The following is a 26,040-nucleotide window of genomic DNA, read 5'->3' as shown; positions in this document are numbered from 1 at the left end:
GTACCCGCTCCGCCACCACCGACATACGAAGGAGAGCCTTATGAGCGCCGTGGCCCCCACCACCTGGCAGTCCCGGCCCGCCCCCACCGACGCGGATGAATGGACCGCCCGCGCCGCCGAGGTCGCCGCGATCCTCGCCACCGACGCCGCCGCCCGAGACCGGGCAGGCGCCACCCCGTACGCCGAAATTCAACTCCTGAAGGATTCCGGCCTGGTCACCCTGCTCGGCCCGGCCGCACACGGAGGCGGCGGACAGCGCTGGACCACCGCCTACCAGGTCGTACGCGAAGTCGCCAAGGCCGACGGCTCGATCGCCCAGCTGCTCGGCTACCACTACCTGTGGAACTGGGCGGCCCGCCTGGTCGGCACCCGCGAGCAGTGGGAGCACGTCGAGGCCGAGGCCGCGCGCAACCGGTGGTTCTTCGGCGGCGCCGTCAACCCGCGCGACGCCGACGTGGTCGTACGGGACGAGGGCGACACGCTGGCCTTCAGCGGCCGCAAGTCCTTCTCCACCGGGAGCAAGGTCTCCGACGTCACCGTGCTCGAAGGCGTCCTGGAGGGCACCGACGATCATGTCTTCGCCATCGTGCCCTCCGACAGCGAGGGACTGACCTTCCACGACGACTGGGACAACATCGGCCAGCGGCTCACCGAGAGCGGCGGCGTGACCCTCGACAACGTCCGCGTGGACTGGGGGAGCGCGGCGGGCTATGTCGACAAGACCTTCCGGCCGCGCGTCTACAACACCCTCAACGTGCCCACCATCCAGCTGGTGTTCGTCAACCTCTACCTGGGGATCGCCGCGGGCGCCCTGGAGACGGCGGCGGGCTACACCCGCAACACCACCCGCCCCTGGCTGCACGGCGGCCACGACCGGGCCGTGGACGAGCCGTACATCATCGACATCTACGGCGACCTGACCACCCGCCTGTGGGCGGCCCAGGCGTTCGCCGACCTGGTGGCCGAAGAGGGCCGGCGGCTGCACGACGATCCCGACGCGGTGACCGAGCGGGACCGCGGCGAGTTCGAGGTACGGGTCGCCGCGGCCAAGGCGCACGCCACCGACGTGGCCCTGGAGGTCACCAGCCGGATCTTCGAGGCCACCGGCGCCCGCTCCACCGCGACCGCCGAGGGCCTGGACCGCTTCTGGCGCAACGTACGGACGCACACCCTTCATGACCCGGTGGCGTACAAGAGGCGGGAAGTCGGCCGCCACGTCCTCACCGGCGAACTTCCCACGCCCACTTGGTACTCCTGACCGCCCTTCTCGCTCTCGCCGACACCCGAGGTGACCGCCATGCCCACCGTCCTGTCCGTCTCCGGAAGCCCCTCCGCCACCTCCCGCACCGCTCGCCTGCTGCGCCACCTGGACGCCCGGCTCACCGCCGAAGGCCACCGCGTCGTCGAACTCGACGTCCGTACGCTGTCCGCCGGCGCGCTGCTCGGCGCCGACTTCCAGCACCCCGACATCGTCGCCGCCACCGAGCTGTTCGCGCAGGCCGACGGCGTGGTCATCGGCACGCCGGTCTACAAGGCCGCCTACTCGGGGCTCCTCAAGTCGCTGCTCGATCTGCTGCCCCAGTACGCGCTGGCGGGCAAGACCGTGCTGCCGCTGGCCACCGGCGGCACCACCGCCCACGTCCTGGCCATCGACTACGCGCTGCGGCCGGTGCTCTCCTCCATGGGCGCCGCGCACATCGTCCAGGGCTGGTTCGTCCTGGACCGGCAGCTCGACGTGCGCGAAGACGGCACGCTCGGCATCGAGCAGGGCACCGCCGAAGCCCTTCACCAGGTCCTCGACCAGTTCTCCGGCGCCCTCGGCCGCGCCCCGCTGCTCGCCGCCGCGAGCTGAGACGGCAGGGGTACGCACATGACCACCACCGCCGCACCCGACACGCCCCGGGCCGATACGGCCCACGTCATCGCCGACGACGCCGAAGCACGCGCCGTCGCGGCCGAACTGGCCGACGCCTTCCGCCCCGGCGCGGCGGAACGCGACGCGCGGCGGCGGCTGCCGCGCCGCGAACTCGACCGGCTCTCGGCCGGCGGCCTGCTCGGGATCACCGTGCCGCGCGCCCACGGCGGCGCCGAGGTCACGGCCGCGACCCTGGCCGAGGTCTTCCGGCTGCTCGCCACAGCCGACCCGAGCCTCGCGCAGATCCCGCAGAGCCACTTCGTGTACATCAACGTGCTGCGTGCCCAGGGAAGTTCCCGGCAGCGGGAGTTCTTCTTCCGCGAGGTGCTGGCCGGGCGCCGCTTCGGCAACGCGCAGTCCGAGGCGGGCACCCGGCACGTCCAGGACATCCGCACCCGCCTGGAGCCCACCGAGGACGGCTACGTCCTGACCGGGACCAAGCACTACTCCACGGGCGCCCTGTTCGCCGACTGGATTCCGGTGCTGGCCCGCGGCACCGGGGACAAGCTGCACGTCGCGTACGTACCGCGCGACGCGCCCGGCGTCACCGTCGTCGACGACTGGGACGGCATGGGGCAGCGCACCACCGCCAGCGGCACGGTCCGGCTGGAAGCCGTCGCCGTACCGGCCGACCGCGTCGTCCCGCACCACCTCACCTTCGAGGGACCACAACTGCACGGTGCGATAGCCCAGTTGCTGCACACCGCCATCGACACCGGCATCGCCCGCGGAGCGCTGACCGAAGCGGCGGAGTTCGTCCGTACGCAGAGCCGGCCGTGGTTCGAGAGCGGCTTCACGACGGCGGCCGAGGACCCGCTGCTCGTGCAGCGCTTCGGCGAACTGGAACTGCGGGTCCGGGCCGCGCAGGCCCTCCTGGAGGCCGCGGCCCGCGCCGTGGACGCCGCCACCGGCCGCCTCACCGACGACACCGCCGCCGAGGCATCGATCGCGGTCGCCGCGGCGAAGGCGTACGCGGGGGAGACGGCGGTGGAGACGGGCAGCGCCCTGTTCGAAGTGGCCGGTACCCGGGCCGCTCTGGACGGGCTCAACCTGCACCGGTACTGGCGCGACGCGCGAACCCACACGCTGCACGACCCGGCGCGCTGGAAGGTCCAGCACCTCGGCCGGTACGTCCTCAACGGCACCCGGCCGCCCCGGCACGGCCTCCTCTGATCCCCTTTTCACTGTTCCGCCTTTGTTTCCGGAGACCTCGTGAGCCTCACCTTCCACTGGTTCCTGCCGACGTATGGCGACAGCCGGCACGTCGTCGGCGGCGGCCACGGCCTGCCCGCCGGCGCGGCGGGCGGCCAGCGCCCCGCCACCCTCGGCTACCTCACCCAGATCGCCCGCGCCGCCGAACAACTCGGCTTCGAGGGCGCGCTGACCCCGACCGGCGCCTGGTGCGAGGACGCCTGGCTCACCACGGCGATGCTCGCCCGGGAGACCGAGCGCCTGAAATTCCTGGTCGCCTTCCGGCCCGGCGTCATCGCGCCCACCCTCGCCGCCCAGATGGCGGCCACCTTCCAGCGGCACGCTCCGGGGCGGCTGCTCCTGAACGTCGTCACCGGAGGCGAGAGCCACGAGCAGCGCGCGTACGGCGACTTCCTCGACAAGGACGCGCGCTACGCGCGCACCGGCGAATTCCTGAGCATCGTGCGGGACCTGTGGCAGGGGAGGACGGTCGACTTCGACGGGGAGCACCTGCGCGTCGAACAGGCACGGCTGGCCCGCGTCCCCGACCCCGTACCGCCGGTCTACTTCGGCGGGTCCTCAGCGGCGGCGGGCGAGGTCGCCGCCCGCTTCAGCGATGTGTACCTGACCTGGGGCGAACCGCCCGAGCAGGTGGCCGAGAAGATCACCTGGATACGGAAGCCGGCCGCCGACGCCGGGCGCACGGTGCGCTTCGGCATCCGGCTGCACGTGATCACCCGGGACACCGCCGACGACGCGTGGGCCGAGGCACGCCGCCTGCTGGCGGGATTCTCGCCGGAGACGGTGCGCGCCGTACAGGAGGGGCTGGCGCGCAGCGAGTCGGAGGGGCAGCGACGGATGCTGGCGCTGCACGGCGGCAGCACGGACGGGCTGGAGGTCGCGCCCAACCTCTGGGCAGGGATCGGGCTGGTACGGGGCGGCGCGGGCACCGCCCTGGTCGGCAGCCACGCCGAGGTGGCCGAGCGGATCGCCGAGTACCACCGGCTCGGCATCGAGGAATTCGTCCTTTCCGGGCATCCGCACGTCGAGGAGGCGTACTGGTTCGGGGAGGGCGTGCTGCCGCGCCTGGCGGAGGCGGGGCTGTGGCGGTGGCCGGGGGAGGGGGGACCGTCGGAGGCGGCCGAGGCGCAGGTGCCGTTCGCGGGGCGCGGCTGACCGGGCCGGAAGCCGTGGGACACGGGCGCCCCGCCCTGTCGCCCGGCCGGGCCCGCCGCCCGGCCGGACTGTCAGTGGGCTGTGACACGCTGTAGGCGTGATGCCCGGTGGGATGTCCGAGCGTGACGGACGGCGGGAGCGAGGTGGGCGCGGATGCGAAGGGCCCGGTGGCGGACGGCGGGCGGCGCCCTGCTGCGGGTGACCGCGGTCTGGGCGGTGTCCTCGCTGACGCTGCTCGTGCTCGCCGCCCTGCTCCCCGACTTCCGCCTCCAGTCCGCGAGCGGTGAGAGCCTCACCCGGACGTTCCTGACCGCCGCGCTAGGCGCCGGCGCCTTCGGCCTGCTCAGCGCCCTGGTGTGGCCGCTGCTCGTCCGGGCCCTGCTGCTGGTGCCGGCCCTCGTCCTCGGGCTGCTGGTCTTCTTCCTGAACGGCTCCCTGCTGCTGGTCGCCCTCGGCCTGATCCCCGAGGGCGGCCAGGCCGCGCCCGAGACGGCGGTGATCGTCGCCGCCGTGATGTCCGCGACCTCCTCCGCCACTTCCACCTTCCTCGCGGTGCGCGACGACGAGGCGTACCGAAGACGCCTGGTGCGGCTGGCCGGGCGCCGGCACGGCCGCCGCCGCGGCGCCCCCGGCGACGTCGGCCCCATAGCGCCCGGCACGGTCTTCCTCCAGCTCGACGGCCTGGGCCACGACGTGCTGCGCGAGGCCACGAGCGGCGGGCGGCCCCTGATGGGGACGGTCGCCGGCTGGCTCGGCTCCACCCACCGGCTGACCCCGTGGCGTACGGACTGGTCCAGCCAGACCGGCGCCAGCCAGCTCGCCCTCCTGCACGGCACCAACCACGACCTGCCCGCGTTCCGGTGGTACGAAAAGGAGACCGGCCGGCTGGTCGTCAGCAACCGGCCCAGCGGCGCGGCCGAGCTCCAGCGCCGCGCCGTGGCCCGCACCGGCGACGCCGGACTGCTGAGCTTCGACGGCGCGAGCCGCGGCAACCTCTTCAGCGGCGGCGCCGACCAGCTCGCGCTCGTGATGTCGGTGGCCGCCCGCCGCGGCCGGCACAACCGCTCCCGCGCCGGCTATTTCGCGTACTTCTCCGACCCGGCCAACGCGACCCGCACGGCCGTCTCCTTCGCCGCCGAGGTCGTCCGCGAGGCGGGCCAGTCCCTGCGGTCCCGGTTCCGCGGGGAGCGCCCGCGGGTGAAGCGCGGCGGCCTCTACCCGTTCATCCGGGCCTTCGCGACCGTCGTCGAGCGCGATGTCGTGGTCGCCGCCGTGATCGGCGACCTGCTCGCGGGCCGTACGGCCGTCTACGCCGACCTGGTCGCGTACGACGAGGTCGCGCACCACTCCGGTCCCCGGCACCGGGACACCCGCCAGGTGCTGCGCCGACTGGACCGCGCCGTCGGCCTGATCGCCGACGCCGCGCAGTACGCCCCCCGCCGCTACCGCATCGTGCTGCTCTCCGACCACGGCCAGAGCCCCGGCCCGACCTTCCTGGAGACCTACGGACTCGGCCTGGAGGACCTGGTGCGGGCGGGCTGCGGCCTGCCGGTGTCCCGGCGCGCCGGGCGGACCGCGAGCGGGGCGGAGGCGCGCGAGGCGGCCCGCGCCGCACTGCACCGCCCGGAGGGCAGGGACGGCTGCGGCCCCTCCGACCCCGTCGTCCTGGCCTCGGGGAACCTCGGCCTGGTGTCCTTCCCCGATCTGCCCGGGCGGGTGACGCGCGAGGAGATCGACCGCCGCCACCCGGCGCTGCTGCCCACCCTCGCCAACCACCCCGGCGTCGGCTTCCTGCTCGTACGCTCCGCCGCGCACGGCGCCGTGGTGCTCGGGCCGGCCGGCGCCGAGCACCACCTCGGCACCGGCCGGGTCGTGGGCCGCGACCCGCTGGCCGGGTTCGGCCCGGGCGCCGCGGAGACCGTGCGCCGCACGGACGGCTTCCCGCACGCCGCCGACATCATGGTCAACTCCGCCTGCGACCCGCGGACGGGCACGGTGCACGCCTTCGAGGAGCAGATCGGCTCGCACGGCGGCCTGGGCGGCGAGCAGAGCCGCCCCTTCCTGCTGTGGCCCGCCGAGCTGTCCCCGCCGGCCGCCGACGGGCGGGAGCCGGCCGGGGCGGAGCAGCTCCACACGATCCTGCGGCGCTGGCTGCGCGAGGTCGACGGGCCGGAGATACCCCTCGGGGGTCCGGCGGACGAACTGCGGCCGGAAGGCCCCGGGTCCGAAGTATTTCCGCCGGCCGACGGTGCCGTGCGGGACAATACCCGCTGATTTTGAGCAACGTCGCAGGTCGAAGACCATATGCAGTCGCCCGGCAACTCCGGGCCCGCACAGCACGACGAGAGGCCCACCCTGCCATGCACGACCGGCACACCCGCCGTTTCGGTCTGGGGACCGCAACCTGCCTAGTGATGGGCAACATCATCGGCGGCGGTATCTTCCTGCTGCCCGCCTCGGTGGCGCCCTTCGGCACCGTGAGCCTGGTCGCCTTCGGCGTCCTGACCGTCGGCGCCATCGCGCTGGCCCTGGTCTTCGGGCGGCTGGCCGAGCGCCACCCGGACACCGGCGGCCCGTACGTCTACGCCCGCGAGGCGTTCGGCGACTTCGCCGGCTTCCTGTCGGCCTGGTCGTACTGGACCATGACCTGGGTGAGCAACGCGGCCCTCGCCGTCGCCGCCGTCGGCTACGTCCACGTACTGTTCCCCGGCCACGACTCCAAGGGCACGGACCTGGTGGTGGCGCTGGTCGCGCTCTGGCTCCCCGCGCTCTCCAACTTCGCCGGAACCCGCTACGTGGGCGCCGTCCAGCTGGTCTCCACGGTCCTGAAGTTCGTCCCGCTGCTGTTCATCGCGGTCGTCGGGCTGTTCTTCTTCGACCCGGACAAGCTCGGCTCGTTCCACGAGGGCGGCGGCAGCGCGATCGGCGGTATGTCGGCCGCGGCGGCCATCCTGCTCTACAGCTACGTCGGCGTGGAGTCCGCCGCGATGAGCGCGGGCGAGGTGCGCGACCCGGAGCGCAACGTGGGCCGCGCCACCGTCCTCGGCACCATCGGCGCCGCCGTCGTCTACCTGCTCGGCACGGTCTCGGTCTTCGGCACCGTCGCGCACGACAAGCTGGTGGCCTCCAAGGCGCCGTTCTCCGACGCGGTCAACGCCATGTTCGGCGGGCAGTGGGGCGGCACCGTCATCGCCGTCGCCGCGGTCATCTCCATCGTCGGCGCGCTGAACGGCTGGACGCTGATGAGCGCCCAGTCGCCGTACGCCGCCGCCAAGGACGGCCTGTTCCCGGCCGCCTTCCTGAAGAAGCAGCGCGGTGTGCCGACCTTCGGCGTGCTGGCCGCCTCGGTGCTGGCCACCGCCCTGACCGTGATCAACTACGTGATCGGCGCGGGCGGTGTCTTCGAGATCCTGGTACTGATCACGACGTTCTCCGCGACCGTGCCGTACCTGCTCGCCGCCGGCGCCCAGATCTACTTCCTGCTCACCGGCCGGCGCGACCAGGTCCGCCCGGCCCGCTTCGCACGCGACATGGTGCTCGCCGTGGTCGCCTTCGGCTTCACCTTCTGGCTGGTCGCCGGCGCCGGATACGCGGCCATCTACCAGGGCGTGCTGTTCCTGTTCGCGGGCATCCTCGTGTACGCCTGGATGTCCGCCCGCCGCACGGTCCGCGCCCGGGCGGCCGGAGAGGATCAGGCCGTGACGCCGCCGTCCACCACCAGCTCGGCGCCCACGGTGAACGCCGCCTCCTCGGACGACAGGTAGAGCACCGCCGCCGCGATCTCGGCGGTCGCGGCCGAGCGCCCCGCGGGCACCTCGCGCCGCATCCGCTCGGCCTTCTGCTCCGCGGTCTCGCCCGGCAGCGTCGACATGGCCGTGTCGACCTTGCCGGGCGAGACCGCGTTGATGCGTATGCCGTCCTTGACGTGGTCCAGCGCGGCGTTCCGGGTCAGGGCGCTCACCGCCGCCTTGGCCGCGACGTACGCGCTGATCCCGGGGCGGCGCAGCGAGGCGCCCAGGTTGGACGCGATGTTCACGATCGCACCGCCGCCGTGCGCCCGCATATGGGCGATCTCGTGCTTCATCGACAGGAACGTGCCGGTGAGGTTGGTGTCCAGGGCGCGCCGCCAGTCCTCCTCGGGGATGTCCGCGGTGGGCGCCGGGGGCACGAACACACCGACGTTGTTGACGGCCACGTCGAGCCCGCCGAAGCGGCGCACGGTCTCCTCGACCAGCGCGGCCACGTCCGCGCCGCGGGTCACGTCGCCGGTGACGGCCGCCGCCCGGCCGCCCGCGGCCTCCACCAGCGCCACCGTCTCCTTCAGCGTCTCCTCGGTACGCCCGGCGACCATGACGTTCGCGCCCTCGCCCGCGAACGCGAGGGCGACCGCCCGGCCGATACCGGTGCCGCCGCCGGTGACCAGAACCGTCTTTCCGGCGAAGCGTGCGGGGGTGGGGGCGGTGTTCATGGGAGTGTTCCCTTCTCCGGGTGTGTGCGTGTTCATGGTCATGTCCGTTGTCGTGCTCGTACTCGTCCGCGTACGGCGCCCGCAGGCACTATCTATCGAGAACGAGCGGTCTCGAATAAGGGCGTGCGGCAGCCCGGAGGCTCACCTCCGGCCGGCCCCGCCCGTGTCCTCAGTCCAGCAGCGTCAGCGCCTGCTCCGCCGCGTCGCGGAGCCGCCCCGGTTCCTGGCCCGGCTTGCCCATCAGGCGCAGCCCCTGCATCAGGACGAGCAGCATCCGGGCCAGCCCCCGCGGATCGCGGTCGGCGGGCAGCTCGCCCTGCGCCCGCGCCCGTGTCAGCGCCGAGGTCAGCGCCGTTTCCAGTACGGTCCAGCTCGCCTCGACCTGCCGGGCGGCGTGCCGGTCGTGCGCGGCCAGCTCGGCCGCCGTGTTCGTCACGAAGCAGCCGCGCCCCAGGTCGTCGCAGGCGGCCTCCTCCGCGAACCGGCGCACCAGCGCCCGTACGGCGGGCAGTGCGGGCCCCGGTTGCGACAGCTCCTCGATGAGTCCCGGGTCCGAGAGCCGGCTGTAGCGCTCCAGGGCCTTGAGGTAGAGGTCGTGCTTGCTGCCGAAGGTCGCGTAGATGCTGGCGCGGGCGATGCCGAGGTGGTCGACGAGGTCGGTCATCGACGTCGCTTCGTAACCGCGCCGCCAGAACAGTTCGAGGGCTGCCTGGAGCGCGGCGTCCGGATCGAATGCCTTGGTCCGTGCCATGAGGGAACCCTAGGCTTTCGAGACTGACCGGTCAATAATCAGCGGACAATCGGCGGACACGTCATCGCGTCATGACGCCCCGTCAGCGCCCCAGCGCCTCCGTCACATTCCGGTCCAGCTCCGCGCGCAGCTGGGAGCACTCCCGTACCGGATCGTCCGTCGGGCAGGTCAGCAGGTGGGCGAGGCGCTGCTGCGCGGCCCGGAGGTCCGCCATGCGCTCCTCGATCAGCTGGATGGTGCCGGTCAGCACCGCCCGCCCCGGCGGTCGCAGCACCCCGTCCGGGCCGCGCTCGCCGAGTGCCGCGGCGGTGTCCGCGAGGCTCAGCATGCCGCCGTGGTGCAGATGCTGGATCAGCGCCAGCCGCCGCAATTCCCGGCGGCCGTAGTGCCGTACGTTCCCGCGGCGCCCGGCGGGCGGCAGCAGCCCCAGCTCGTCGTAGTACCGCAGCGTGGCCACCGACAGGCCGAAGCAGCGGGCCACTTCGCTGATCGGATACAGCTGGTCGTCCTCGTCGCCGGGCAGCACGGTCCCATCTTGCGCTCAAGCCGACTTGAGCGTCCAGGCTGGGCGGATCGGGCCCGGCGACGGACCGGGCCGGGGGGAAAGGACGGTGTGCTGTGCGCATACGTGAATCGGGGGCGGGGCGGCCGCTCCCCCGTACGGTGCCGGTGCTGGTGGCCGGAGGCGGACCGGTCGGCCTGGTCACCGCGATGTTCCTGGCACGGTGGGGCGTGCCCGCGCTCGTCGTGGACAAGCGGGACCCGCTCACCGGCCCGCCGCGGGCGATGAGCAGCATCCGCACCCTGGAACTGCTCCGGTCGGCGGGCCTGGGGGACGCCGTCGAGCGGACGGGCTGGTACGGGGCCGAGCCGTTCCAGGCGGTGTTCAAGGACAGCGCGCTGGGCACCGCACGGCAGCAGGTGGCCCCGCCCGAGCCGTACGCGCGCTGGCTGCGGACCTGTAGCCCGGTCGACAGCCGGATGGTGCTCAACCACCTCCAGGTACAGCGGCTGGCGCTGGACGAACTGCTGCGGCGCGGCGGTGACGCGCGGTCCGGCCTCGGCGTGACCGCCCTCGAACAGGACGCGGACGGCGTACGGGTGCGGCTCGCCGACACCGGCAGCGGCGAGGAGTACGACATCACCGCGGACTACGTGATCGGTGCCGACGGCGCGCACAGCACCGTGCGGCGCCTGCTCGGCATCACCGTGCCCGGCCGCGAGGTGGTCGCCCGGCTGCACACCGCCTTCTACCGCGCCGACCTCCCGGCCGCCGCGGACGGCCGACGCGACCTCATGTGTTTCGTACGGAACGCGGGCCTCTACGCGACGGTCTTCGCCATGAACGGCCGCGACCAGTGGGTCTCCCACCTCATGGACTACCCGGGCCGCCCCGACGACACGGACGGCATCGCGCCCCTGCCCACGGACCGCGCCCTGGCCCTGCTGCGGGCCGCCATCGGCGACCCGGACCTGCCCATCGACCTGGTGGCGGTGAACGCCTGGGAAGCGGCCATCGGCGCGGCCTCGGCCTTCCGGGACGGCCGGGTCTTCCTCGCCGGGGACTCCGCACACGTACAGAGTTCGGCCGGCGGCCTCGGGATGAACACCGGCATCCAGGACGGCCACAACCTCGCCTGGAAACTCGCCGCGGTCCTGCGCGGACAGGCCGGGGAACGGCTGCTGGATACCTACGAGCCGGAGCGCCGCGCCGCGGTACGCGCCTCCCTCGCCCTCTCGCGCGGCATGCACCAGGGCTACCGGACCCTCGGCGGCGGCGACCCGAACGAGCTGTACGCGCGGGCGGCGCGGGACTACGTACGGGCGATGATGCGCTACGCGTACCCCTCCGGGGGCATCGTCCCGCCCGACGGAGCCCGCGGGCCCGTCCCGGACACCCTCTCCGACCACGTACACCCGGGCCACCGGCTCCCGCACCGCATGCTCGAACCCGCCGAGGACGGCCGGACCTCCACCCTCGACCTCGTCGGCGCGGACTGGGCCCTGATCGCCGGACCGCAGGGCGCCCCCTGGCTCCCGGCAGCCACGGAGGCCGCCGCCGCCTTCGGCATCACCCTGACCGCGCACCGGGTCCCGGCCGGCACCCTGCCGGGCCTCGCCACCGACGGAGCCGCGCTCATCCGTCCCGACCACTTCGTGGCCTGGCGTGCGGACGGCCCCGCGGCCGACCCGGGCACCACCGTCAAGCGGACGCTGGCGGCACTGCTCGGCCGGTGACGCTCACGCGGCCCGAAGCCGGAAGACCATGTACGCGGCGTCGTCCGCGACCGCGTTGCCGTCCGGGTCCGTGACCGACACCGTGGTCAGCCCGGCCGCCGCGGCAAGCTCCTCGAACACGGAGCGGGGGTACCAGTGCAGCAGCCACGGACGCTCCACGGCCGTGGGCCCACCGGCGCCGTGACGCTCGTAGCGCAGCAAGGCGGTCTGGGTCCGCGCGGTTTCGTCGCGCTCCTCGGAGACGAGGGAGAAGCGCAGCTCCGCGCCGTCGTCGGCGACGGCCGTGCGGACCTGGCCGATGCGGTCGGCGGGCGTGGGGGAGGGGACGTGCAGCGGGATCAGCGCGGAGCCGCCGTCGAGGAGGTGGCGGCGGATGCCGTGGAGCGCGGCGGCCGCGGTCGCGTCGTCCGGCAGCAGGTTGAAGGTCGGCCCGGCCAGGAAGACCGCCTGGAACCGGCGCGGCAGGCCGAGCGCTTCCATCCGCTGGTGGTGGACGGTGACGGAGACGCCCGCCGCGTCGGCCCGGCGGCGGCAGCGCTCCAGCATGTCCGCGGAGGAGTCGACGCCTTCGACGTCCAGACCGTCGCGGCGCAGGGCGAGCAGCGGGTCACCGTCTCCGCAGCCCAGCTCCAGCGCCGGGCCGCCCGCCTCGCGGACGAAGGCCGCGTAGACCGCCGGGTCCGGGGAGAAGGACTTCAGCGGGGCGTAGGACTCCGCGACGATGCCGGTGTAGAAGTCCGCCGGTTCCGTGTGCTGCTGCTTCAACAACCGTGTCCTCGCTTCTCGTTGTCAGCGGCCGGTTCGCCGCGTGACCGGCGCAGCGTACGGCGCGGGTGATCGCAGCCGCCAGCGGATATTCCGGTGGTCGTCCCGGCGGCCGTTCGGCAGCCCCATTACCCCTCACGTAATCGACCGTCTCCCCGCGCCCCGGCATCTTTGAGGCATCGGCCGGCGGGCCGGCGCACTCCGGCCCGCCGACCGGCCACGACGCGGGGCCGCGGCGCACAGCGGACCCGCACCACATGACGAGACATGAGATATGAGGAGTTGGCCATGGCACAGACGGACACGCGGCAGACCGGTACGGAGCGCTACACGGACGCGGTTGCCCGCTACCTCGCCGCCTGGAACGCGGACGGCGACGGTGCGGCCGGGGCCGTCGCCGCGGCCTTCACCGAGGACGCCACGTACACCGACCCGTTCTCCGACGTCGCGGGGCACGAGCAGCTCGCCGCCGTCATCGCGGGGACCCACGCGCAGTTCCCCGGCTTCGTGTTCCGGGCGCTGGGCGAGCCGGACGGGCACCACGACCTGGTCCGGTTCGGCTGGGAGCTGGTGGCGCCGGACGGCTCGGCCCCGGTCGCCGGCTTCGACGTCGCGACCCTCGGCGCGGACGGCCGCATCCGTACCGTCGCCGGCTTCCTGGACCGCGTACCCGCCGCCTGAAGCGGCACGGGGCTCCCGGCGGACGCGGCCGCTACGGCAGCCACGTCCGCAGGTGGTCGGCCGTCTCCTGATCCGCCGGGAGGAAGGTCTCCAGGGCGAGTTCGGAGACGGTCACGTCCATCGGGGTGTTGAAGGTGGCGATGGTGGAGATGAACGACAGCACCCGGCCGTCGTGCTCGATCACCATCGGCAGCGCGTACGGCGCGTGGCCGCCGTCCCCGGCCGTCTCCCGCCCGCCCGCGGGCAGCGGATAGCCGCTCACCTCCTCGAACAGCGCGCGCAGCGGCGCCGAGCGGACCACCGCCAACTGCCGCTGCATCTGCGTGAGCAGGTGCTCCCGCCACTCCAGGAGATTGCGGATACGGGGCGCGAGACCGGCCGGGTGCAAGGTGATGCGCATGGCGTTCAGCGGCGGTTCCAGCAGTTCCGTGCCGACGCCCGCGAGCAGCGCCCGGATGCCGCGGTTCGCGGCGACGACGTGGTACGTACCGTCCACGACCAGCGCCGGGAACGGCTCGTAGCCGGTCAGCAGCCGCTCCATGCCGGTGCGCAGCGCCTCCATCGAGGGATCGTCCATCGGCGTCTCCGGGAAGCCCGGCGCGTAACCGGCGGCGATCAGCAGGACGTTGCGGTCCCGTACCGGCACGTCGAGGTGCTCGGCCAGCCGCAGCACCATCTCCTGGCTGGGCCGGGAGCGGCCGGTCTCGATGAAGCTGATGTGCCGGGCGGAGGAGTCGGCGCGCAGCGCCAGGTCCAGCTGGCTGACGCGGCGCCGCAGCCGCCACTCGCGCAGCAGCGCGCCCACACCCGCCGTTCCGGACGCCGTCCTCGGGGAGACCACAGCAGTCGTCATGGGCCGAACGGTAGCCGATCCCGTACGCCTGTACGGATGCCGTACGGATGCCGTACGGATGCCGTACGGGTCCTTCGCGCCGAGCCCGGAGGACCGAGCCGGGCCGCCGAAAAGTTTCTCCGAAAAAAATCCGGCGGACCTGTCGATCCGGCGGCCCCCCGATCGACGCACGGGTGAGAGGCGGGGAAAACCCCCGCCCGGCGGGGCGAAGTCCCGCCGCACGACCGAGGAGACACCATGCCGCGCTTCCTGACGCTGATCCGCATCGACGAGCAGAACGCCCCCGAGGGCGGCCCCAGCCCCGAACTCCAGGAACGGATGGGCGCGCTGCTGGAGGAGATCACCAAGGCCGGGGTCATGCTGGACAACGCCGGTCTCACCGCCACCTCCGAGGGCACCCGGGTCACCTGGTCCGGCGGGAAGCTCAGCTCGACCGACGGGCCGTTCACCGAGACCAAGGAGGTCGTCGGCGGTTACTCCATCATCCAGGCCAAGGACAAGGCCGAGGCGCTGGAGTGGGCCAAGCGGTTCCTGCGGACCCACGAGGAGTACTGGACCGTCACCGCCGAGGTCCGGGAGATCATCGAGGGCTGCTGACCCGGCCGCGCCGGGGACCGCCGGGCCGGCCGCGCTTGCCGCTCCCGCGTCCGGCTGCTCTGATGGGTGGCCGTGACGGCAGGACGTACGACAGCAAGCACGGCCGACGCGGTCGAGACGGTGTTCAGGATCGAGTCCGCGCGGATCATCGCCGGTGTCACCCGCGTCGTACGGGACGTGGGCATCGCCGAGGAGATCGCGCAGGACGCCCTGGTCGCCGCGCTGGAACGGTGGCCGGAGTCGGGCGTGCCGGACAACCCGGGCGCCTGGCTCATGGCCACCGCCAGGCACCGCGCCATCGACCTCGTACGCCGCAAGGAGACCTACGCCCGCAAACTGGCCGAGGTCGGGCGGGCGTTGGAGGACGCGCCGCCGCCCGAGCCGGCGGACGCCGAGGACATCGACGACGACCTGTTGCGGCTGATCTTCACGGCCTGCCACCCCGTGCTGGCCGCACCCGCCCGCATCGCGCTCACCCTGCGGCTGCTCGGCGGGCTGACCACCTCGGAGATCGCCCGTGCTTTCCTGGTGCCGGAGGCGACCGTGGCGCAGCGCATCGTCCGCGCCAAGCGGGCGCTCGCCAAGGCCCGGGTCCCCTTCGAGGTTCCGTACGGCAACGACCGGGCGGACCGCCTCTCCTCCGTCCTGGAGGTCATCTACCTGATCTTCAACGAGGGTTACTCCGCCACCGCCGGCGACGACCTGGTGCGCCCGGCCCTGTGCGAGGACGCGCTGCGCCTGGCCCGCGTCCTGGCGAACCTGATGCCCGGCGAGCCCGAAGTGCACGGCCTCGCCGCGCTGCTGGAGTTCCAGGCGTCGCGCATCCCCGCCCGTACGGGGCCGGACGGCGAGCCGGTGCTGCTCGCCGACCAGAACCGCGCCAGGTGGAACCGCATGCTCATCCGCCGGGGCGTGGACGCCCTGCACCGCGCGGGCCGCGGCCCGTACTCCCTCCAGGCGGCGATCGCCGCGTGCCACGCCGTGGCGCCCCGCTACGAGGACACCGACTGGGCCGCCATCGCCACCCTCTACGACCAGCTGCTGGCGCTGTGCCCGTCCCCGGTGGTGGAGCTGAACCGGGCGGTCGCCGTCTCGATGTCCGAAGGCCCCGCCGCCGCCCTGAAACTGGTGGACGCGCTGACCGGCGAACCCGCCCTGAAGAGCTACCACTTGCTGCCGAGCGTCCGCGGCGACCTGCTGGACCGTCTGGGGCGGGCCGCCGAGGCGCGCGAGGAGTTCGAGCGGGCGGCGTCCCTGGCGCACAACGTACGGGAGCGGGAACTGCTCCTGGGCAAGGCGGCCCGCACCGGCCCCGGGTAGAACCCGCCCTCACCCCAGGTCGAAGGCGTTGCGCAGCCCGAGCCGGTACCGCGTCTCGTCGTGCCTCTTCAGCGCCGCGAACTCCGGGGCGCGGTACAAGGGCGTGACCGTGCACCGCCCGGCGCCGGAACCGGATGCGTCCAGCAGCGCGTTCACGGCCTGCCGCGCGGACGCGTTGGCGCCCTCCATCGTCGCCAGGTCGATGTCGACGGCCACGTAGTCACCGGCGAGGAAGAGGTTGGGGATCGCCGTACGGGACGCGGGCCGGTTGAACCAGGTGCCGGTGGGGTGGATGAGCAGCTGCTCGTCGTTGGTGGGGTGCGGGGTGCCGAGCCCGCCGACGGCCGGGTCCAGGAACCACGAGTGCAGCGTCGCGTCCAGCAGCACATGCTCACCGGTGTCGTTGAGGCCTCCCTTCATCTGCGCCCACACCTCCTGCGCGATCTCCTCGCGGGTGCACTGCTTGGCCGTCTTCCCGTACAGGATTCCCGGCTTGTCCCACTCCGAGATGTCCACGGACAGGCAGTCGGCGACCGTCCCGTCCCCGTAGTCGGCCGGGAAGTCGCGGCTCTTCCAGTACTGCGCCTGACCGACCGCGGTCAGCGACCACGGCGAGTCGATGTGGTTGATGTGCCCGTGGATGATGGGCGTCGGCTCGGTCAGGTAGAACTGGATGCCGGTCATCCAGTCGGTCGCCAGCTTGTCGCAGCGCGCCAGCTGGGGATCGGCGGCCCGGACGGCGGCGTTCCAGGTCGTACGGGCGTGCTCGACCGGCATCGCCTGGACGAAGTGGTCGGCGACGACCGACTGCCGCGCGCCCCGCGGGTCGGTGACGACCGCCTCCGCGATCCGCCCGCCGGACAGCCGCAGGTCCCGTACGGTCCACCCGACCCGGAACTGCACGCCCAGCGACCGCAGATGCGCCACCCACGGGTCGATCCACGCCTCGTTGGTGGGCAGGTTCAGCACCCGGTCGGGCTGCCCGTCCGCGCCCCGGCCCAGCACGTTGAAGACGAACGCCTCGGCGCAGGTCGCGACGGTCCGGGTGGAGGCGATCTCCGCCTTGGTCGCCACGATGTTGCGGGTCAGGCCGACGGCCAGCAGCCGCTGGTAGTCCGGCGACATCGACGCGGCCCGTACGAACCGCCACCACGGCGTGTGCTCCCAGACCTCAAGACGGCGCCGGTCGCAGCTGGTCAGGAATACCAGCAGCCGGTTGGCGAAGTACGCGATCTCGTGGACGGGCAGACGGGTGGCGGTCTCCAGCAGCCCGGTCAGCATGCGCAGGAACGCGTCGGGCGTCAGGACGGGCGGGGGAGTGCCGACGATGGAGAACGGGAGGCGGATGTCCTCCCGGCCGCCGGTGCGGGCGAACATCACCTCGGTGGAGGCGACGAGGTTGTCGTGGCAGCCGTTGGCGTTGCCGGGGAACGGGATGCGGCGCAGGGTGTCCGGCAGGTTGTGGTAGATGCCCGGGATGAACCGGAAGCCGTGCTCGCCGGGCAGCGGCTTGCGCCCGCCGCGCGCGCTGCCCGGCACGTCCATGCTGCGGGCCTTGCCGCCCAGCCCGCCCGGCTTGCGCTCGTAGACCGTGACCTGGAAGCCGCGTTCGGCCAGTTCGTGAGCGGCGGTCAGCCCGGCCACGCCGCCGCCGAGAACGGCCACGGTCCGGCCCGCCGTACGGCGCCGGGCGCCGCCCGGCGCGGGCGCGGCGACGGCCGTACCCCCGGTCGTACTCCCGGCCCCGAGGGCGAGCGCCCCGCCCACCGCGGCGGCCCGCCCCAGGAAGGCGCGCCGCGGACTCCCCGTACCGTCTGTGCACCCGTGCTCCACACGGTTCACACTGCCCACGGTCGCTCCCCACTACGCCGGGTAACGGCTGCCTCGTCAGACGCAGGAGCATAGAAGCGGCTCCCGTATCCCGGAAGCCCGCGGCGTGGCCGTACGCACATTGGCGCGAAAGCGTCCTCGGCGTGCCACGCTGGAACTGCTGCAATCAATGCCATCAACACGGCGCGGACGGCCCCGTGACGCGGGCGGCGCGTCGGGTCATACGCGGTGAACGGAGAGGCGGAGCGAGATGGACGCATCGGTGGACCTGCTGACGGACAAGGAGATCGAGGACCGCCTCGCGGAGCTGCCCGGCTGGTCGGTGGCGGACGGCAGGCTGACCCGTACGTACACCTTCGAGCGGCACCTGCCGGCCGCCGCGATGGTGGTGCACGTCGCCCAGATCCAGGAGGAGCTCGGCCACCACTCCGAACTGACCCTCGGCTACAACACCCTCACCCTCGCCGTGAACACCCACAGCGCGGGCAGCGCGATCACGGAGCTCGACTTCACGCTGGCGCGGCGGGTCGAGGAGATCGCCACCGGCCACGGGGCGAGCTGAGCGGGCGGGCGCGGCCGTCGGCGCGGCCGCGGGCGGGCGCTCAGCCGTCCGTGCCGCCGGCCCTGCCCTGCGGGCCGCCGTCGCCGCCATCCTCACCGTTGTCGTCCGAGCTCTCCAGACGGGCCAGCTCGGCGTTGAACTGGGCGCCGCTCAGAAGGGACAGATGGGAGAACCACAGCCATATCAGGAAGACCACGGGCCCGGCGAGTGATCCGTAGAGGCGGTTGAACGTGCCCACGTACGACGCGTAGAACGTGAACCCCGCCGAGGCGACCAGCCACAGCAGCACCGCGACCACCCCGCCGGGCACCGCCCGCCGCCCGCGCGTGCGGGAGGGGCCCGTACGGAAGAGCACCATCACCAGCACGATCGCCAGCAGCAACAGCAGCGGCCACTGCAACAGATCCCACATCGCCCCGCCGCCTTCGCCCAGCCCCAGTCCCCGAGCCGCCGCGCGCGCTACCGGGCCGCTGACCACCAGGGCCACCGCGCTGCTGATCAGCAGCGCCATCAGCAGCAGCGCGGTCGCCAGGATGCGCGGCGCCTTGTGCCACGACGGCCGGTCGTCCCGTACCCGGTACATGGCATGCAGGGCCCGCCGGAACACCGCCAGATAGCTGCACGACGACCACAGGGCGCTGACCGTCCCGCCACCCACCAGCATCCACGCGGCGGTCCGCTGGTGGGCCATGGTCACCAGGGCGTGGCGGACGGTCGTGCCGGACCCGGCCGGGGCCAGGGAACTGACGTGGTTGATCAGCTCCTCGGTGGCCGCGGGAGCGGCGATGCCGATGAGCGAGATGGTGACGATCACGGAGGGCAGCAGGGCCAGCACCGAGTAGTACGTCAGGCTGGCCGCCCAGTCGGACACATCGTCGTTCCAGATCGAGACCGGGGTACGGCGGGCCGCGGTCCGGATCCGGGGCCAGCTCGGCAGCGCCGCACTCCGCGCTCGCGGGCGGCCGGCTCCGGTGGTGAGCAGCGCCCGCCGCAGCCCGCGGTCGTTACCGCTCCCGCTCATCGTTTCCGTCCTCTCCCCGCTGCCGGGCCGGGCTCTTCGCCCGGCCTGGTCCGTCTGCCCGTTCGCGCAGCGTACAAGCGTGTACGGGGAGAACCGCCGCCCGCCTCCGCGGCCTGCCGTCCGCCGCCTCAGGCGAACGGCAGCCCCACCCACGGCGAAGCCGGGTCCTGGCCGAGGACACGGTGAATGTGCACGGCCTCCTGATACGCCGCACCGAACCAGCCGTTGTCGAACGCCAGCGCCCGGCCCAGCGCGTACCCCGCCGAGAACTCCTGCCATGAGCCGTACGCCGCCCGCGCCAGCTCCCCGGCGCGCAGCACCGCCTGCTCGGCCTCCGGCGGTGCGCAGAGGCGGGCGCCCAGGCCCCAGCGGACGAGGGCGACGGCGTGCGCGTAATCCAGGGCGACGAGCGACTTCACCCGCCCGTCGGCGGGCAGCAGCCCGTCCGCACGGAACCGTTCCTCGTACTTCTCCACCAGCTCCGGCACCTCACCGGAGCCCGCGTCCGCCGCCTTCTTCCCGCCGTCTTCCTCGCCGACGCCCCGGGCCCGCAGCGCGGCCTCCGTCGCGGCGGGCACGAACTGCGCGTCGAGCAGCTGGTCGAGGCGCTGCCGCCAGGACGGCGGATCGACCACCGACCACTGCTCGCGCAGCAGCTCGGCGTCGGTCGCGTAATCGAGGAAGGCGGTGCCCAGCTCGTTCCACGGCACACTGTGGTGCACCGCGACCGGCGCACCGCAGGCGAGCCCCTGGGCGAGCGGACCGTGCAACGGCCCGCCGAAGTGGGTGCTGAGCAGCCCGCCGGGCCGTACGCCGTACTGGGCCCGGACCCGCGTCCAGGCGGCGCGGTGCGCGGCGGTGGCCGGAAGATACGCGGCACACGGCGTACCCGGGTTGACCGCCAGCTTCCACTTGTCGTTCGGCCAGTCCTGCGCCAGCTCTTCGACCGTCACCCGGTCGAAGAGCTGCTGGGGGTGCCAGGGCGGCAGCATGCCGCGGGTCGTCACCGGGATGCAGGTGCCGCCCACGGCCGGGTCCTCGTAGACCGGCAGCGGGTCCTGGCCCTGCTGGGGCACCACCAGATACAGGTCTTCGCCGGCCACCGCCGCGATCTGGCCTTCCCAGTCGCCACGCGCGCTTGCCTCACACAGCCGCCGTTCCGTTTCGGTCGGCGGTATCCATCCCGGAGTTCCCACGGACCTGACCTTACGGTGACCGGCCGACCGGGCCGGACGCGGGGTGTCTTGCCGGACCGGCAACAAAGGTTGCCCTCCGGCGCGCCCTGCCCGACCCTCGGTCCCATGACCGACCACAGCCACGGCACGTCCGTGACCGACCACCGTCACGGCACCACGACGCCGGCCCCCGATCACCGTCACCAAGCGGGCGAAACCCACCATCACCACCACGACCACACGGACGTGGACTGGGAAGCGCTCGCCGCCCACCTCGAAGGCGAGGCGGAATTCCAGACACCGATGCTCGACCAGGCCACCGCCTGGCTGCGGGACCTGCTGACCGAGCCGTCCGGGCCGGGCCCCGACGCGGTGCGCCGCGTGCTCGACGTCGGCAGCGGCCCCGGCGTCACCAGCTGTCTGCTCGCCCGGGCCTTCCCGCAGGCCGAAGTCGTGGCGGTGGACCCGACCGAGGCGCTCCTCGAACGCGCCCGGAACCGCGCCGCCAGCCTCGGCTTCGGCGACCGCTTCCGTACCCACGCCGGTGAACTGCCCGACGGCATCGACGGCGTCGGCGAAGCCGACCTCATCTGGTCCAGCAAGGCCCTGCACCATGTCGGCGACCAGGCCGCCGCGGTGGCCGCCCTGGCCGGCCGGCTGCGCCCGGGCGGCCTGCTCGTCGTGGCCGAGGGCGGCCTGTCGTCGCGCATGCTGCCCCGCGACTTCGGCTTCGGCCGCCCCGGCTTCGAGGCCCGCCTGGAGGCGGTGCGCGAGGACTGGTTCTCCCGGATGCGCGCGGCGCTGCCCGGCTCCCGCGACCTCGTGGAGGACTGGCCCGCCATGCTGACCGGGGCGGGCCTGGAGTCTCCGCGCAGCCGCAGCTTCCTGCTGGACGTACCCGCCCCGCTGGACGCGGCCCAGCGCCGGCACATCACCCGGCAACTGGACCGCGCCGTCGAGGTCTTCGGCGAATCCCTGGACGAGGACGACCGCGCCACCCTCACCCGACTCCTCGACCCGCACGACCCACTGGGCGTCACCCGGCGCCCGGACCTCTTCTGGCTCTCCGCCCAGACGTTCCACACGGCGCGGGCGGTGTAAGGGGGGTGTGCGGGGCGGGGGGCGTACGGGGTGCTTGCCGTACGGGTGACGGGTCCCGTACGGGGGCGTACGGGATGCCTGCCGCACGGGTGCCGACCGGGGAATGACCGGCGCCCGCCTCCGGTTGATCTTCACACCACGACGACCGGACGATCTCCCGCCCCCGACCGGGACGACCGCCTTGCCGAAGGGCCCCGTACCGCATGAGCGCCACCCCGATGAGCGCCACCCCGCCCCCGCACGCCTCTGCTGCATGCATTGCCCATGGGTGGTCGCTGACACCTGTGCCTTGTCTCTGATGGATCGGCGGCTGGGATCGAGGGGATACGTCCGCGCCCGCACCGCTAGGGCGTATATCGGAAGTGGACCAACAGCTAGGCTGCGACAGTGGCCAACTCTCGGATAGCTCCTGACGAACTGGTGCTTCGGGTCTCGCAGGCGCATGCCCGGGTGCTTGAACTGGTGGATCATCTCGATGGCCGTCAGAAAGACGCAGCCTCTGCCCTGCCGGGGTGGAGCCGGGGGCATGTTCTCAAGCATCTCGCCGACAACGCCCGTGCCTTCGAGCGGCAGACGCTGGCAGCTCTGCAGGGTGAGGTTGTCGACATGTACGACGGCGGCCAGGCAGAGCGTGACCAGTCCATCGGCCGGGGCGCCGCATGGTCCTTGGCGGAGCTGTACGAGGAACTGGAACTGGCCCAACGGGCTCTGGAAGACGCGTGGAGTCGGCTGACGGCAGCGGACTGGCGACGCGCGGTCCGGTTCCGCCGTGCCACGGTGCTGGATACCGCGCTGGCGCGGTGGCGAGAGGCCGAGATCCATGCCGTTGACCTCAGGGCCGGCTATCGCCCTCGCGACTGGCCTGTGGACTTCGCCCTGCACGCTCTGGACTTCCTGTCGGGGCGTGCCCCGGTCGGCATGCGGCTGGTCCTGCGGGCCACGGACGAGGAGTTCACCCAAGTTCTGGGCGAGGGCAGGGCGGTTGAGGTCTCCGGAGCAGTGCGTGACCTTGCGGCCTGGCTGGCCGGGCGCGATGTCGACGCCCGCCTGAGCGCGACCGACCCCCACTTGCCGGAACTGGGTCCCTGGCCGCCCGACCCGGCAGATTGAGGGATTCACCCAAGAGCTGATCACCTGGGACATGAACATCGACTCCAGGTCGTGCGCGCCCACCAACACGCTGCGGGGCGCGGAGAAGAGGGAGCTACGAAGGGAGCCGCCCGGCGGCGGCGCCTGCGAGCCGGACGGCCACGGACTCGGTCGTTCGCGGGGTGGCTTGACCACGAAGCCGCACCTGGTTGTCGAACAGGACCTCAAACCGAGAGGTCTGAGGGCGGCGGCGCTCGCGCCGTTGGCCCTGGCGCCGGTCCAGGAGAGCGAGGCCGCCCCGTTGCGCTCTGAGATCATCACCGCATGACCGACGCACCCCTGCCCGCAGGGTGGACACTCCAGCAGATCCGTGACGTGTCCGGCGACCGGGCAGCCATACCGGTCCACGCCGGCCGGCCCGTGAGGTGGTGCGTCCCTCCAGAGGCCGCCGTGTTGCCGCACCCCGCGATCGTGCTCAAGTTCCACGATCTGTGTCTCGTCCAGCTCGCCCATGCCCCGGACTGGTACATGGGCGGTCTGAACGATGACGGCAGTATCGACTGCTGGTCGGCCTACGACGATCTCCACGACGCGCTGCGCGGCCTGTGACGCGGCACCACTCCGCCGGACGCCCTACCCCTCCTCGGGCTCCGGATGCCGCACCTTCCCCTTCAGGGCCTTCTCGACCTCGAATCTGCTCTCGCCGGCGGCCTCGGCATGCGCACTGACCGCGGCCTGCACGGCTTCCGCCGCGGCCCGCCAGGCGTCCCACTGCTGCTGCCAGGCCGCGTGCTGGTCGTCGGTCCAGCCGTCGCCGTCCGCGGGACGGCCGTACTCGGCCTGTATGGCCTGGACCTTCGCGTGTTCCGCGAGGGCAGCTTCTTCCAGCTTGATCAAATCGTCTGTCAGTTCGATAGCCACTGGCTGATATTACGCGGTCGCGGCCGAATCTCCACGTTCCGCCGTAACCCGGTCCCGCCGAACGTGCGCCCAGGACGGGCCTCACGGCGCCATGTGCGCCGTGAGTTCAGGGCCTCGGCCGTACGGCTCAGCCGTCGGTCGCCGTACGGCCACGCCACTGAAGCCGGGACGTCCCCCCGAACGGACGGCCGAGCCGGTGATCACCGGCGGCCTGGCGGGCATCCTTGGCCATGACGGAGGATTCCGGGGATGCGACCGCTGTCCGCTCCACGGTGGGGCCGTGGGTGCTCCAGGCCGCGTCCGCCGAAGCCCGCACCGACTCCGCCGACTCCGCCGACTCCGCCGGCCCAGGGAGTACAGGCTCCGCTTCCCCGACGTCCACCGTCAGCGTCCGCAACCGCGCGTCAGGACCGACCGTAGCGATGACCAGGCGGCCGGCGGCATCGAGCGCGGTGGCGGGAGCGTGGACGTACGGGCCTCCGCCGAGCAGGGTCCACCGTTGGTGGAAGGGGCTGCCGTCCAAGGGCTGGCAGCTCAGCGCCAGGGCGCCGTCGTCGCGCCGCTGGACCAGGGCGACCGTGTCACCGCCGGGGAGGACCGTGGCGGCGACCGGGCCGTACCCGGGGGTGGTGTCCAGAAGGTGGGGCTGGGCGTTCCAGGAGCCGTCGGGCTCGTGCTGACGGTGCGCCAGCAGCCATCCGGTGCCGGGCTGCCGGGAGATCATCAGCAGCCGTCCGTCGGTCTCTTCCAAGAGGGTCACCGAACCGGCGGGGCGGGGCAGCAGGGTGGCGTAGTCCCGCAGTACGGCGCCGCCGGGCTCCTTCTGGTACCAGCGCAGCATGCCGGTACGGGTGGTGGCGTAGATCTCGGTGTGACCGCTGCGCCTGGTCAGGGCCGTGGCACCTTCCAGGGTGCCGCCGAACAGGTCCGACCACGGCCCCCAGTCCTGGCCGGCGGAGGTGCGGGCGCTGAGCCCCGTACCGAAGTTGCGCGCGATGACCTGGAGGTCGCCGGAGGCGGTCACGGCGGCCAGGGGCATGCCCAGGGCACGCCGTCGGATGGCGTTGCTGCCGTCGTGCGGGCTGCCCAGGCATTCCCAGGCACCGAACTCTCCGTCCGGGGCCTCCTGGGTCAGATGCATGACCTCGCGCCGGTGGTCCTCGGGATCGGCCGCGACGAGCGCGCGCGTTGCCACCAGATGCAGGCGCCCCTGGCCGTCGCGGACGGTCTCCAGCCTGGGCAGGCAGCGCCCCTCGTCGTCGGCGGGCCAGTCGCCCACGGGGGCCGGGCCGCTCCAGGAGTCGTCCCCGGGAGCGTCCTGGGTCCACATGTGCGGGCGGCCCCCGAGGACGGCGAAGGCCGTCAGCCGGCCGTCCTCGCGCCGCTGGAGCCAGTTGGTGGTGCCACGCCAGCGGTGGGTGGTGCTCTGCCCGTAATAGCGGTTGAAGGCCCGGTTGCCCAGGGGCCGGTCGCCGCACTCGCCCGGGCCCTTGAGGCACTGGTGCCCGTCCTCGCCGCCGTAGACGGCGAGGTAGCCGAACTTCTCGGCGGCGGCCTGGGCACTGAGGTTGTCGGGCTGGAGCTTGTTGCAGTACCCGGTGTAGCTCTCCACCGCCGGCCGGTGGGCCGCGTCAAGCTGCTCGTAGGCGCGCAGCGCGGCCAGGGAGAAGAGGGCCGTCGCGGTGTGGTCGCTGTTGTCGCAGTAGGTGGCCGTGTCGGTGGACGCGTCGTAGGCCGTACGGTCCGGGTCCGGGTTCATCACGCGTACCACGGCGGGCCGGTACGCGCTGAGGATGTCGGTGAGCGTGTCGATGACGCCTGCGCGGCTCAGCGCCCGGCCGTCGCGGGACTCGGGGATCGGGCTGCCGGTGGGGCGCAGGGTGGCCAGTTCCTCGATCTGCTCGGACCACAGATTGAGGATCTTCTGCTGGGGCTGGGCCACGCACGTCCGCAGGTTGAGGAAGATCAGCGTGATGTGCCCGCCGTCGAGGGTGGCCGTCTCGGCGGTGACGCCCTCGCGTACGGAGACGCTGGTACGGGTCCAGGCCGCACGCCTGCTGCCGGTGTACATGGCCGCATAGGCAGCGCGGATGCCGTGCTGGCGGGCCGCGGTGTAACCGGGGTAGTCGGGCTCGGTGGTCTTGCGGGCCGGGTCGTCGGCGGCGAGGTTGTACCCGTCGGACTCGCCGGTGGTCAGGTAGACGCTGACGACCGGGATACCGGCGCGGATGGTGTGCAGCAGATCGGGCGACATGAAGTACAGGTCGTCGTCCGTGTGCGCGCAGATCTGCAGATGCGGGGCCGGACCGTCCTGACCGGCGGGACGGCAGGGGAAGGCGGAGATAGCGGGGCGCCGGAAGAAGCGCATGACAGAGGCCGGGCCTTT

The 26,040-nt window shown here is 73.0% G+C and carries 25 protein-coding genes; 15 read left to right on the top strand and 10 right to left on the bottom strand.

Annotated features, from left to right (window positions below):
• Positions 1–40: 40 nt before the first annotated feature.
• From IH45_RS0115080 to IH45_RS0115055, 6 genes are all read left to right on the top strand, one after another.
• Positions 41–1,258, top strand: coding sequence for an acyl-CoA dehydrogenase family protein (locus IH45_RS0115080; protein WP_030667167.1), 1,218 nt, complete (start codon positions 41–43; stop codon positions 1,256–1,258).
• Positions 1,259–1,297: 39 nt separating this feature from the next.
• Complete coding sequence (ssuE, locus tag IH45_RS0115075) at positions 1,298–1,852, top strand: NADPH-dependent FMN reductase (RefSeq protein WP_030667165.1); 555 nt, start codon at positions 1,298–1,300, stop codon at positions 1,850–1,852.
• A gap of 18 nt (positions 1,853–1,870) precedes the next feature.
• Entirely contained in the window at positions 1,871–3,088 is a 1,218-nt protein-coding gene (locus IH45_RS0115070; RefSeq protein WP_050514866.1) for an SfnB family sulfur acquisition oxidoreductase, read from the top strand.
• 39 nt (positions 3,089–3,127) lie between these two features.
• Positions 3,128–4,282, top strand: coding sequence for an LLM class flavin-dependent oxidoreductase (locus IH45_RS0115065; RefSeq protein WP_030667161.1), 1,155 nt, complete (start codon positions 3,128–3,130; stop codon positions 4,280–4,282).
• Positions 4,283–4,435: 153 nt separating this feature from the next.
• Positions 4,436–6,556: a phage holin family protein gene (locus tag IH45_RS0115060; RefSeq protein ID WP_030667159.1), complete on the top strand. Its 2,121-nt coding sequence runs from the start codon at positions 4,436–4,438 to the stop codon at positions 6,554–6,556.
• An 86-nt stretch (positions 6,557–6,642) separates the two neighbouring features.
• Entirely contained in the window at positions 6,643–8,046 is a 1,404-nt protein-coding gene (locus IH45_RS0115055; protein WP_032917510.1) for an amino acid permease, read from the top strand.
• Here the strand turns inward: IH45_RS0115055 and IH45_RS0115050 are convergent.
• From IH45_RS0115050 to IH45_RS0115040, 3 genes are all read right to left on the bottom strand, one after another.
• Positions 7,974–8,750 (bottom strand): SDR family NAD(P)-dependent oxidoreductase, encoded by a 777-nt coding sequence (locus IH45_RS0115050; protein ID WP_030667155.1) that lies wholly within the window; start codon positions 8,748–8,750, stop codon positions 7,974–7,976. The two genes, IH45_RS0115055 and IH45_RS0115050, sit on opposite strands and share 73 nt — an antisense overlap.
• Positions 8,751–8,919: 169 nt before the next feature.
• Positions 8,920–9,501 carry a TetR/AcrR family transcriptional regulator gene (locus IH45_RS0115045; protein WP_030667152.1) on the bottom strand — a complete coding sequence of 194 codons (582 nt, stop codon included), beginning with the start codon at positions 9,499–9,501 and terminating at the stop codon, positions 8,920–8,922.
• Positions 9,502–9,583: 82 nt separating this feature from the next.
• Positions 9,584–10,027, bottom strand: coding sequence for a helix-turn-helix domain-containing protein (locus IH45_RS0115040; RefSeq protein ID WP_030667150.1), 444 nt, complete (start codon positions 10,025–10,027; stop codon positions 9,584–9,586).
• Positions 10,028–10,119: 92 nt separating this feature from the next.
• Here IH45_RS0115040 and IH45_RS0115035 point away from each other — a divergent pair, with 92 nt between their 5' ends.
• Entirely contained in the window at positions 10,120–11,739 is a 1,620-nt protein-coding gene (locus IH45_RS0115035) for an FAD-dependent monooxygenase (protein WP_234440552.1), read from the top strand.
• Positions 11,740–11,742: 3 nt separating this feature from the next.
• Here IH45_RS0115035 and IH45_RS0115030 read toward each other — a convergent pair whose 3' ends face one another.
• The gene (locus tag IH45_RS0115030) at positions 11,743–12,504 is read right to left on the bottom strand and encodes a class I SAM-dependent methyltransferase (RefSeq protein WP_030667147.1); all 762 of its coding nucleotides are present in this window, start codon (positions 12,502–12,504) and stop codon (positions 11,743–11,745) included.
• A gap of 288 nt (positions 12,505–12,792) precedes the next feature.
• On the opposite strand from IH45_RS0115030, the gene IH45_RS0115025 reads away from it, so the two are divergent.
• Positions 12,793–13,185: a nuclear transport factor 2 family protein gene (locus IH45_RS0115025; protein ID WP_030667144.1), complete on the top strand. Its 393-nt coding sequence runs from the start codon at positions 12,793–12,795 to the stop codon at positions 13,183–13,185.
• Between the two features lie 31 nt (positions 13,186–13,216).
• On the opposite strand, the gene IH45_RS0115020 is transcribed toward IH45_RS0115025, so the two are convergent.
• Positions 13,217–14,038, bottom strand: coding sequence for a helix-turn-helix transcriptional regulator (locus tag IH45_RS0115020; RefSeq protein WP_030667142.1), 822 nt, complete (start codon positions 14,036–14,038; stop codon positions 13,217–13,219).
• Between the two features lie 237 nt (positions 14,039–14,275).
• On the opposite strand from IH45_RS0115020, the gene IH45_RS0115015 reads away from it, so the two are divergent.
• Both IH45_RS0115015 and IH45_RS0115010 read left to right on the top strand, forming a co-directional pair.
• A complete protein-coding gene (locus IH45_RS0115015) occupies positions 14,276–14,635 on the top strand; it encodes a YciI family protein (protein WP_030667140.1) in 360 nt (119 codons plus the stop codon).
• 72 nt (positions 14,636–14,707) lie between these two features.
• A complete protein-coding gene (locus tag IH45_RS0115010) occupies positions 14,708–15,955 on the top strand; it encodes an RNA polymerase sigma factor (protein WP_030667138.1) in 1,248 nt (415 codons plus the stop codon).
• A gap of 9 nt (positions 15,956–15,964) precedes the next feature.
• Here IH45_RS0115010 and IH45_RS0115005 read toward each other — a convergent pair whose 3' ends face one another.
• Positions 15,965–17,797, bottom strand: coding sequence for a hydroxysqualene dehydroxylase (locus IH45_RS0115005; protein WP_234440551.1), 1,833 nt, complete (start codon positions 17,795–17,797; stop codon positions 15,965–15,967).
• Positions 17,798–18,035: 238 nt separating this feature from the next.
• On the opposite strand from IH45_RS0115005, the gene IH45_RS0115000 reads away from it, so the two are divergent.
• On the top strand, positions 18,036–18,347 hold the full coding sequence (locus IH45_RS0115000) for a 4a-hydroxytetrahydrobiopterin dehydratase (protein WP_030667134.1): 312 nt from the start codon (positions 18,036–18,038) through the stop codon (positions 18,345–18,347).
• Between the two features lie 40 nt (positions 18,348–18,387).
• Here the strand turns inward: IH45_RS0115000 and IH45_RS0114995 are convergent, their stop codons facing one another.
• Positions 18,388–19,368 carry a YihY/virulence factor BrkB family protein gene (locus IH45_RS0114995; RefSeq protein ID WP_050514865.1) on the bottom strand — a complete coding sequence of 327 codons (981 nt, stop codon included), beginning with the start codon at positions 19,366–19,368 and terminating at the stop codon, positions 18,388–18,390.
• A gap of 128 nt (positions 19,369–19,496) precedes the next feature.
• Positions 19,497–20,546 (bottom strand): DUF1266 domain-containing protein, encoded by a 1,050-nt coding sequence (locus IH45_RS0114990; protein WP_030667131.1) that lies wholly within the window; start codon positions 20,544–20,546, stop codon positions 19,497–19,499.
• Positions 20,547–20,669: 123 nt separating this feature from the next.
• Between IH45_RS0114990 and IH45_RS0114985 the strand changes: the two genes are divergently transcribed.
• The 4 genes from IH45_RS0114985 (at position 20,670) to IH45_RS1000000148715 (ending at position 23,342) form a co-directional block, all read left to right on the top strand.
• The gene (locus tag IH45_RS0114985; RefSeq protein WP_032917507.1) at positions 20,670–21,644 is read left to right on the top strand and encodes a class I SAM-dependent methyltransferase; all 975 of its coding nucleotides are present in this window, start codon (positions 20,670–20,672) and stop codon (positions 21,642–21,644) included.
• Positions 21,645–22,031: 387 nt separating this feature from the next.
• Entirely contained in the window at positions 22,032–22,754 is a 723-nt protein-coding gene (locus IH45_RS0114980) for a maleylpyruvate isomerase family mycothiol-dependent enzyme (protein WP_030667127.1), read from the top strand.
• Positions 22,755–22,785: 31 nt separating this feature from the next.
• Positions 22,786–23,061: a hypothetical protein gene (locus IH45_RS0114975; protein WP_078897579.1), complete on the top strand. Its 276-nt coding sequence runs from the start codon at positions 22,786–22,788 to the stop codon at positions 23,059–23,061.
• Positions 23,058–23,342, top strand: coding sequence for a hypothetical protein (locus IH45_RS1000000148715; protein ID WP_030667124.1), 285 nt, complete (start codon positions 23,058–23,060; stop codon positions 23,340–23,342). Before IH45_RS0114975 ends, IH45_RS1000000148715 begins: the two co-directional genes overlap by 4 nt.
• A gap of 24 nt (positions 23,343–23,366) precedes the next feature.
• Here the strand turns inward: IH45_RS1000000148715 and IH45_RS0114965 are convergent, their stop codons facing one another.
• On the bottom strand, positions 23,367–23,654 hold the full coding sequence (locus IH45_RS0114965; RefSeq protein ID WP_078897578.1) for a hypothetical protein: 288 nt from the start codon (positions 23,652–23,654) through the stop codon (positions 23,367–23,369).
• A gap of 127 nt (positions 23,655–23,781) precedes the next feature.
• Positions 23,782–26,022 (bottom strand): PIG-L family deacetylase, encoded by a 2,241-nt coding sequence (locus tag IH45_RS0114960; protein ID WP_030667120.1) that lies wholly within the window; start codon positions 26,020–26,022, stop codon positions 23,782–23,784.
• Between the last annotated feature and the right edge of the window lie 18 nt (positions 26,023–26,040).

The organism is Streptomyces rimosus subsp. rimosus (assembly GCF_000720725.1).
GTDB classification, from domain to species: Bacteria; Actinomycetota; Actinomycetes; order Streptomycetales; family Streptomycetaceae; genus Streptomyces; species Streptomyces rimosus_A.
This window is presented reverse-complemented; position numbering and strand designations above follow the sequence as displayed.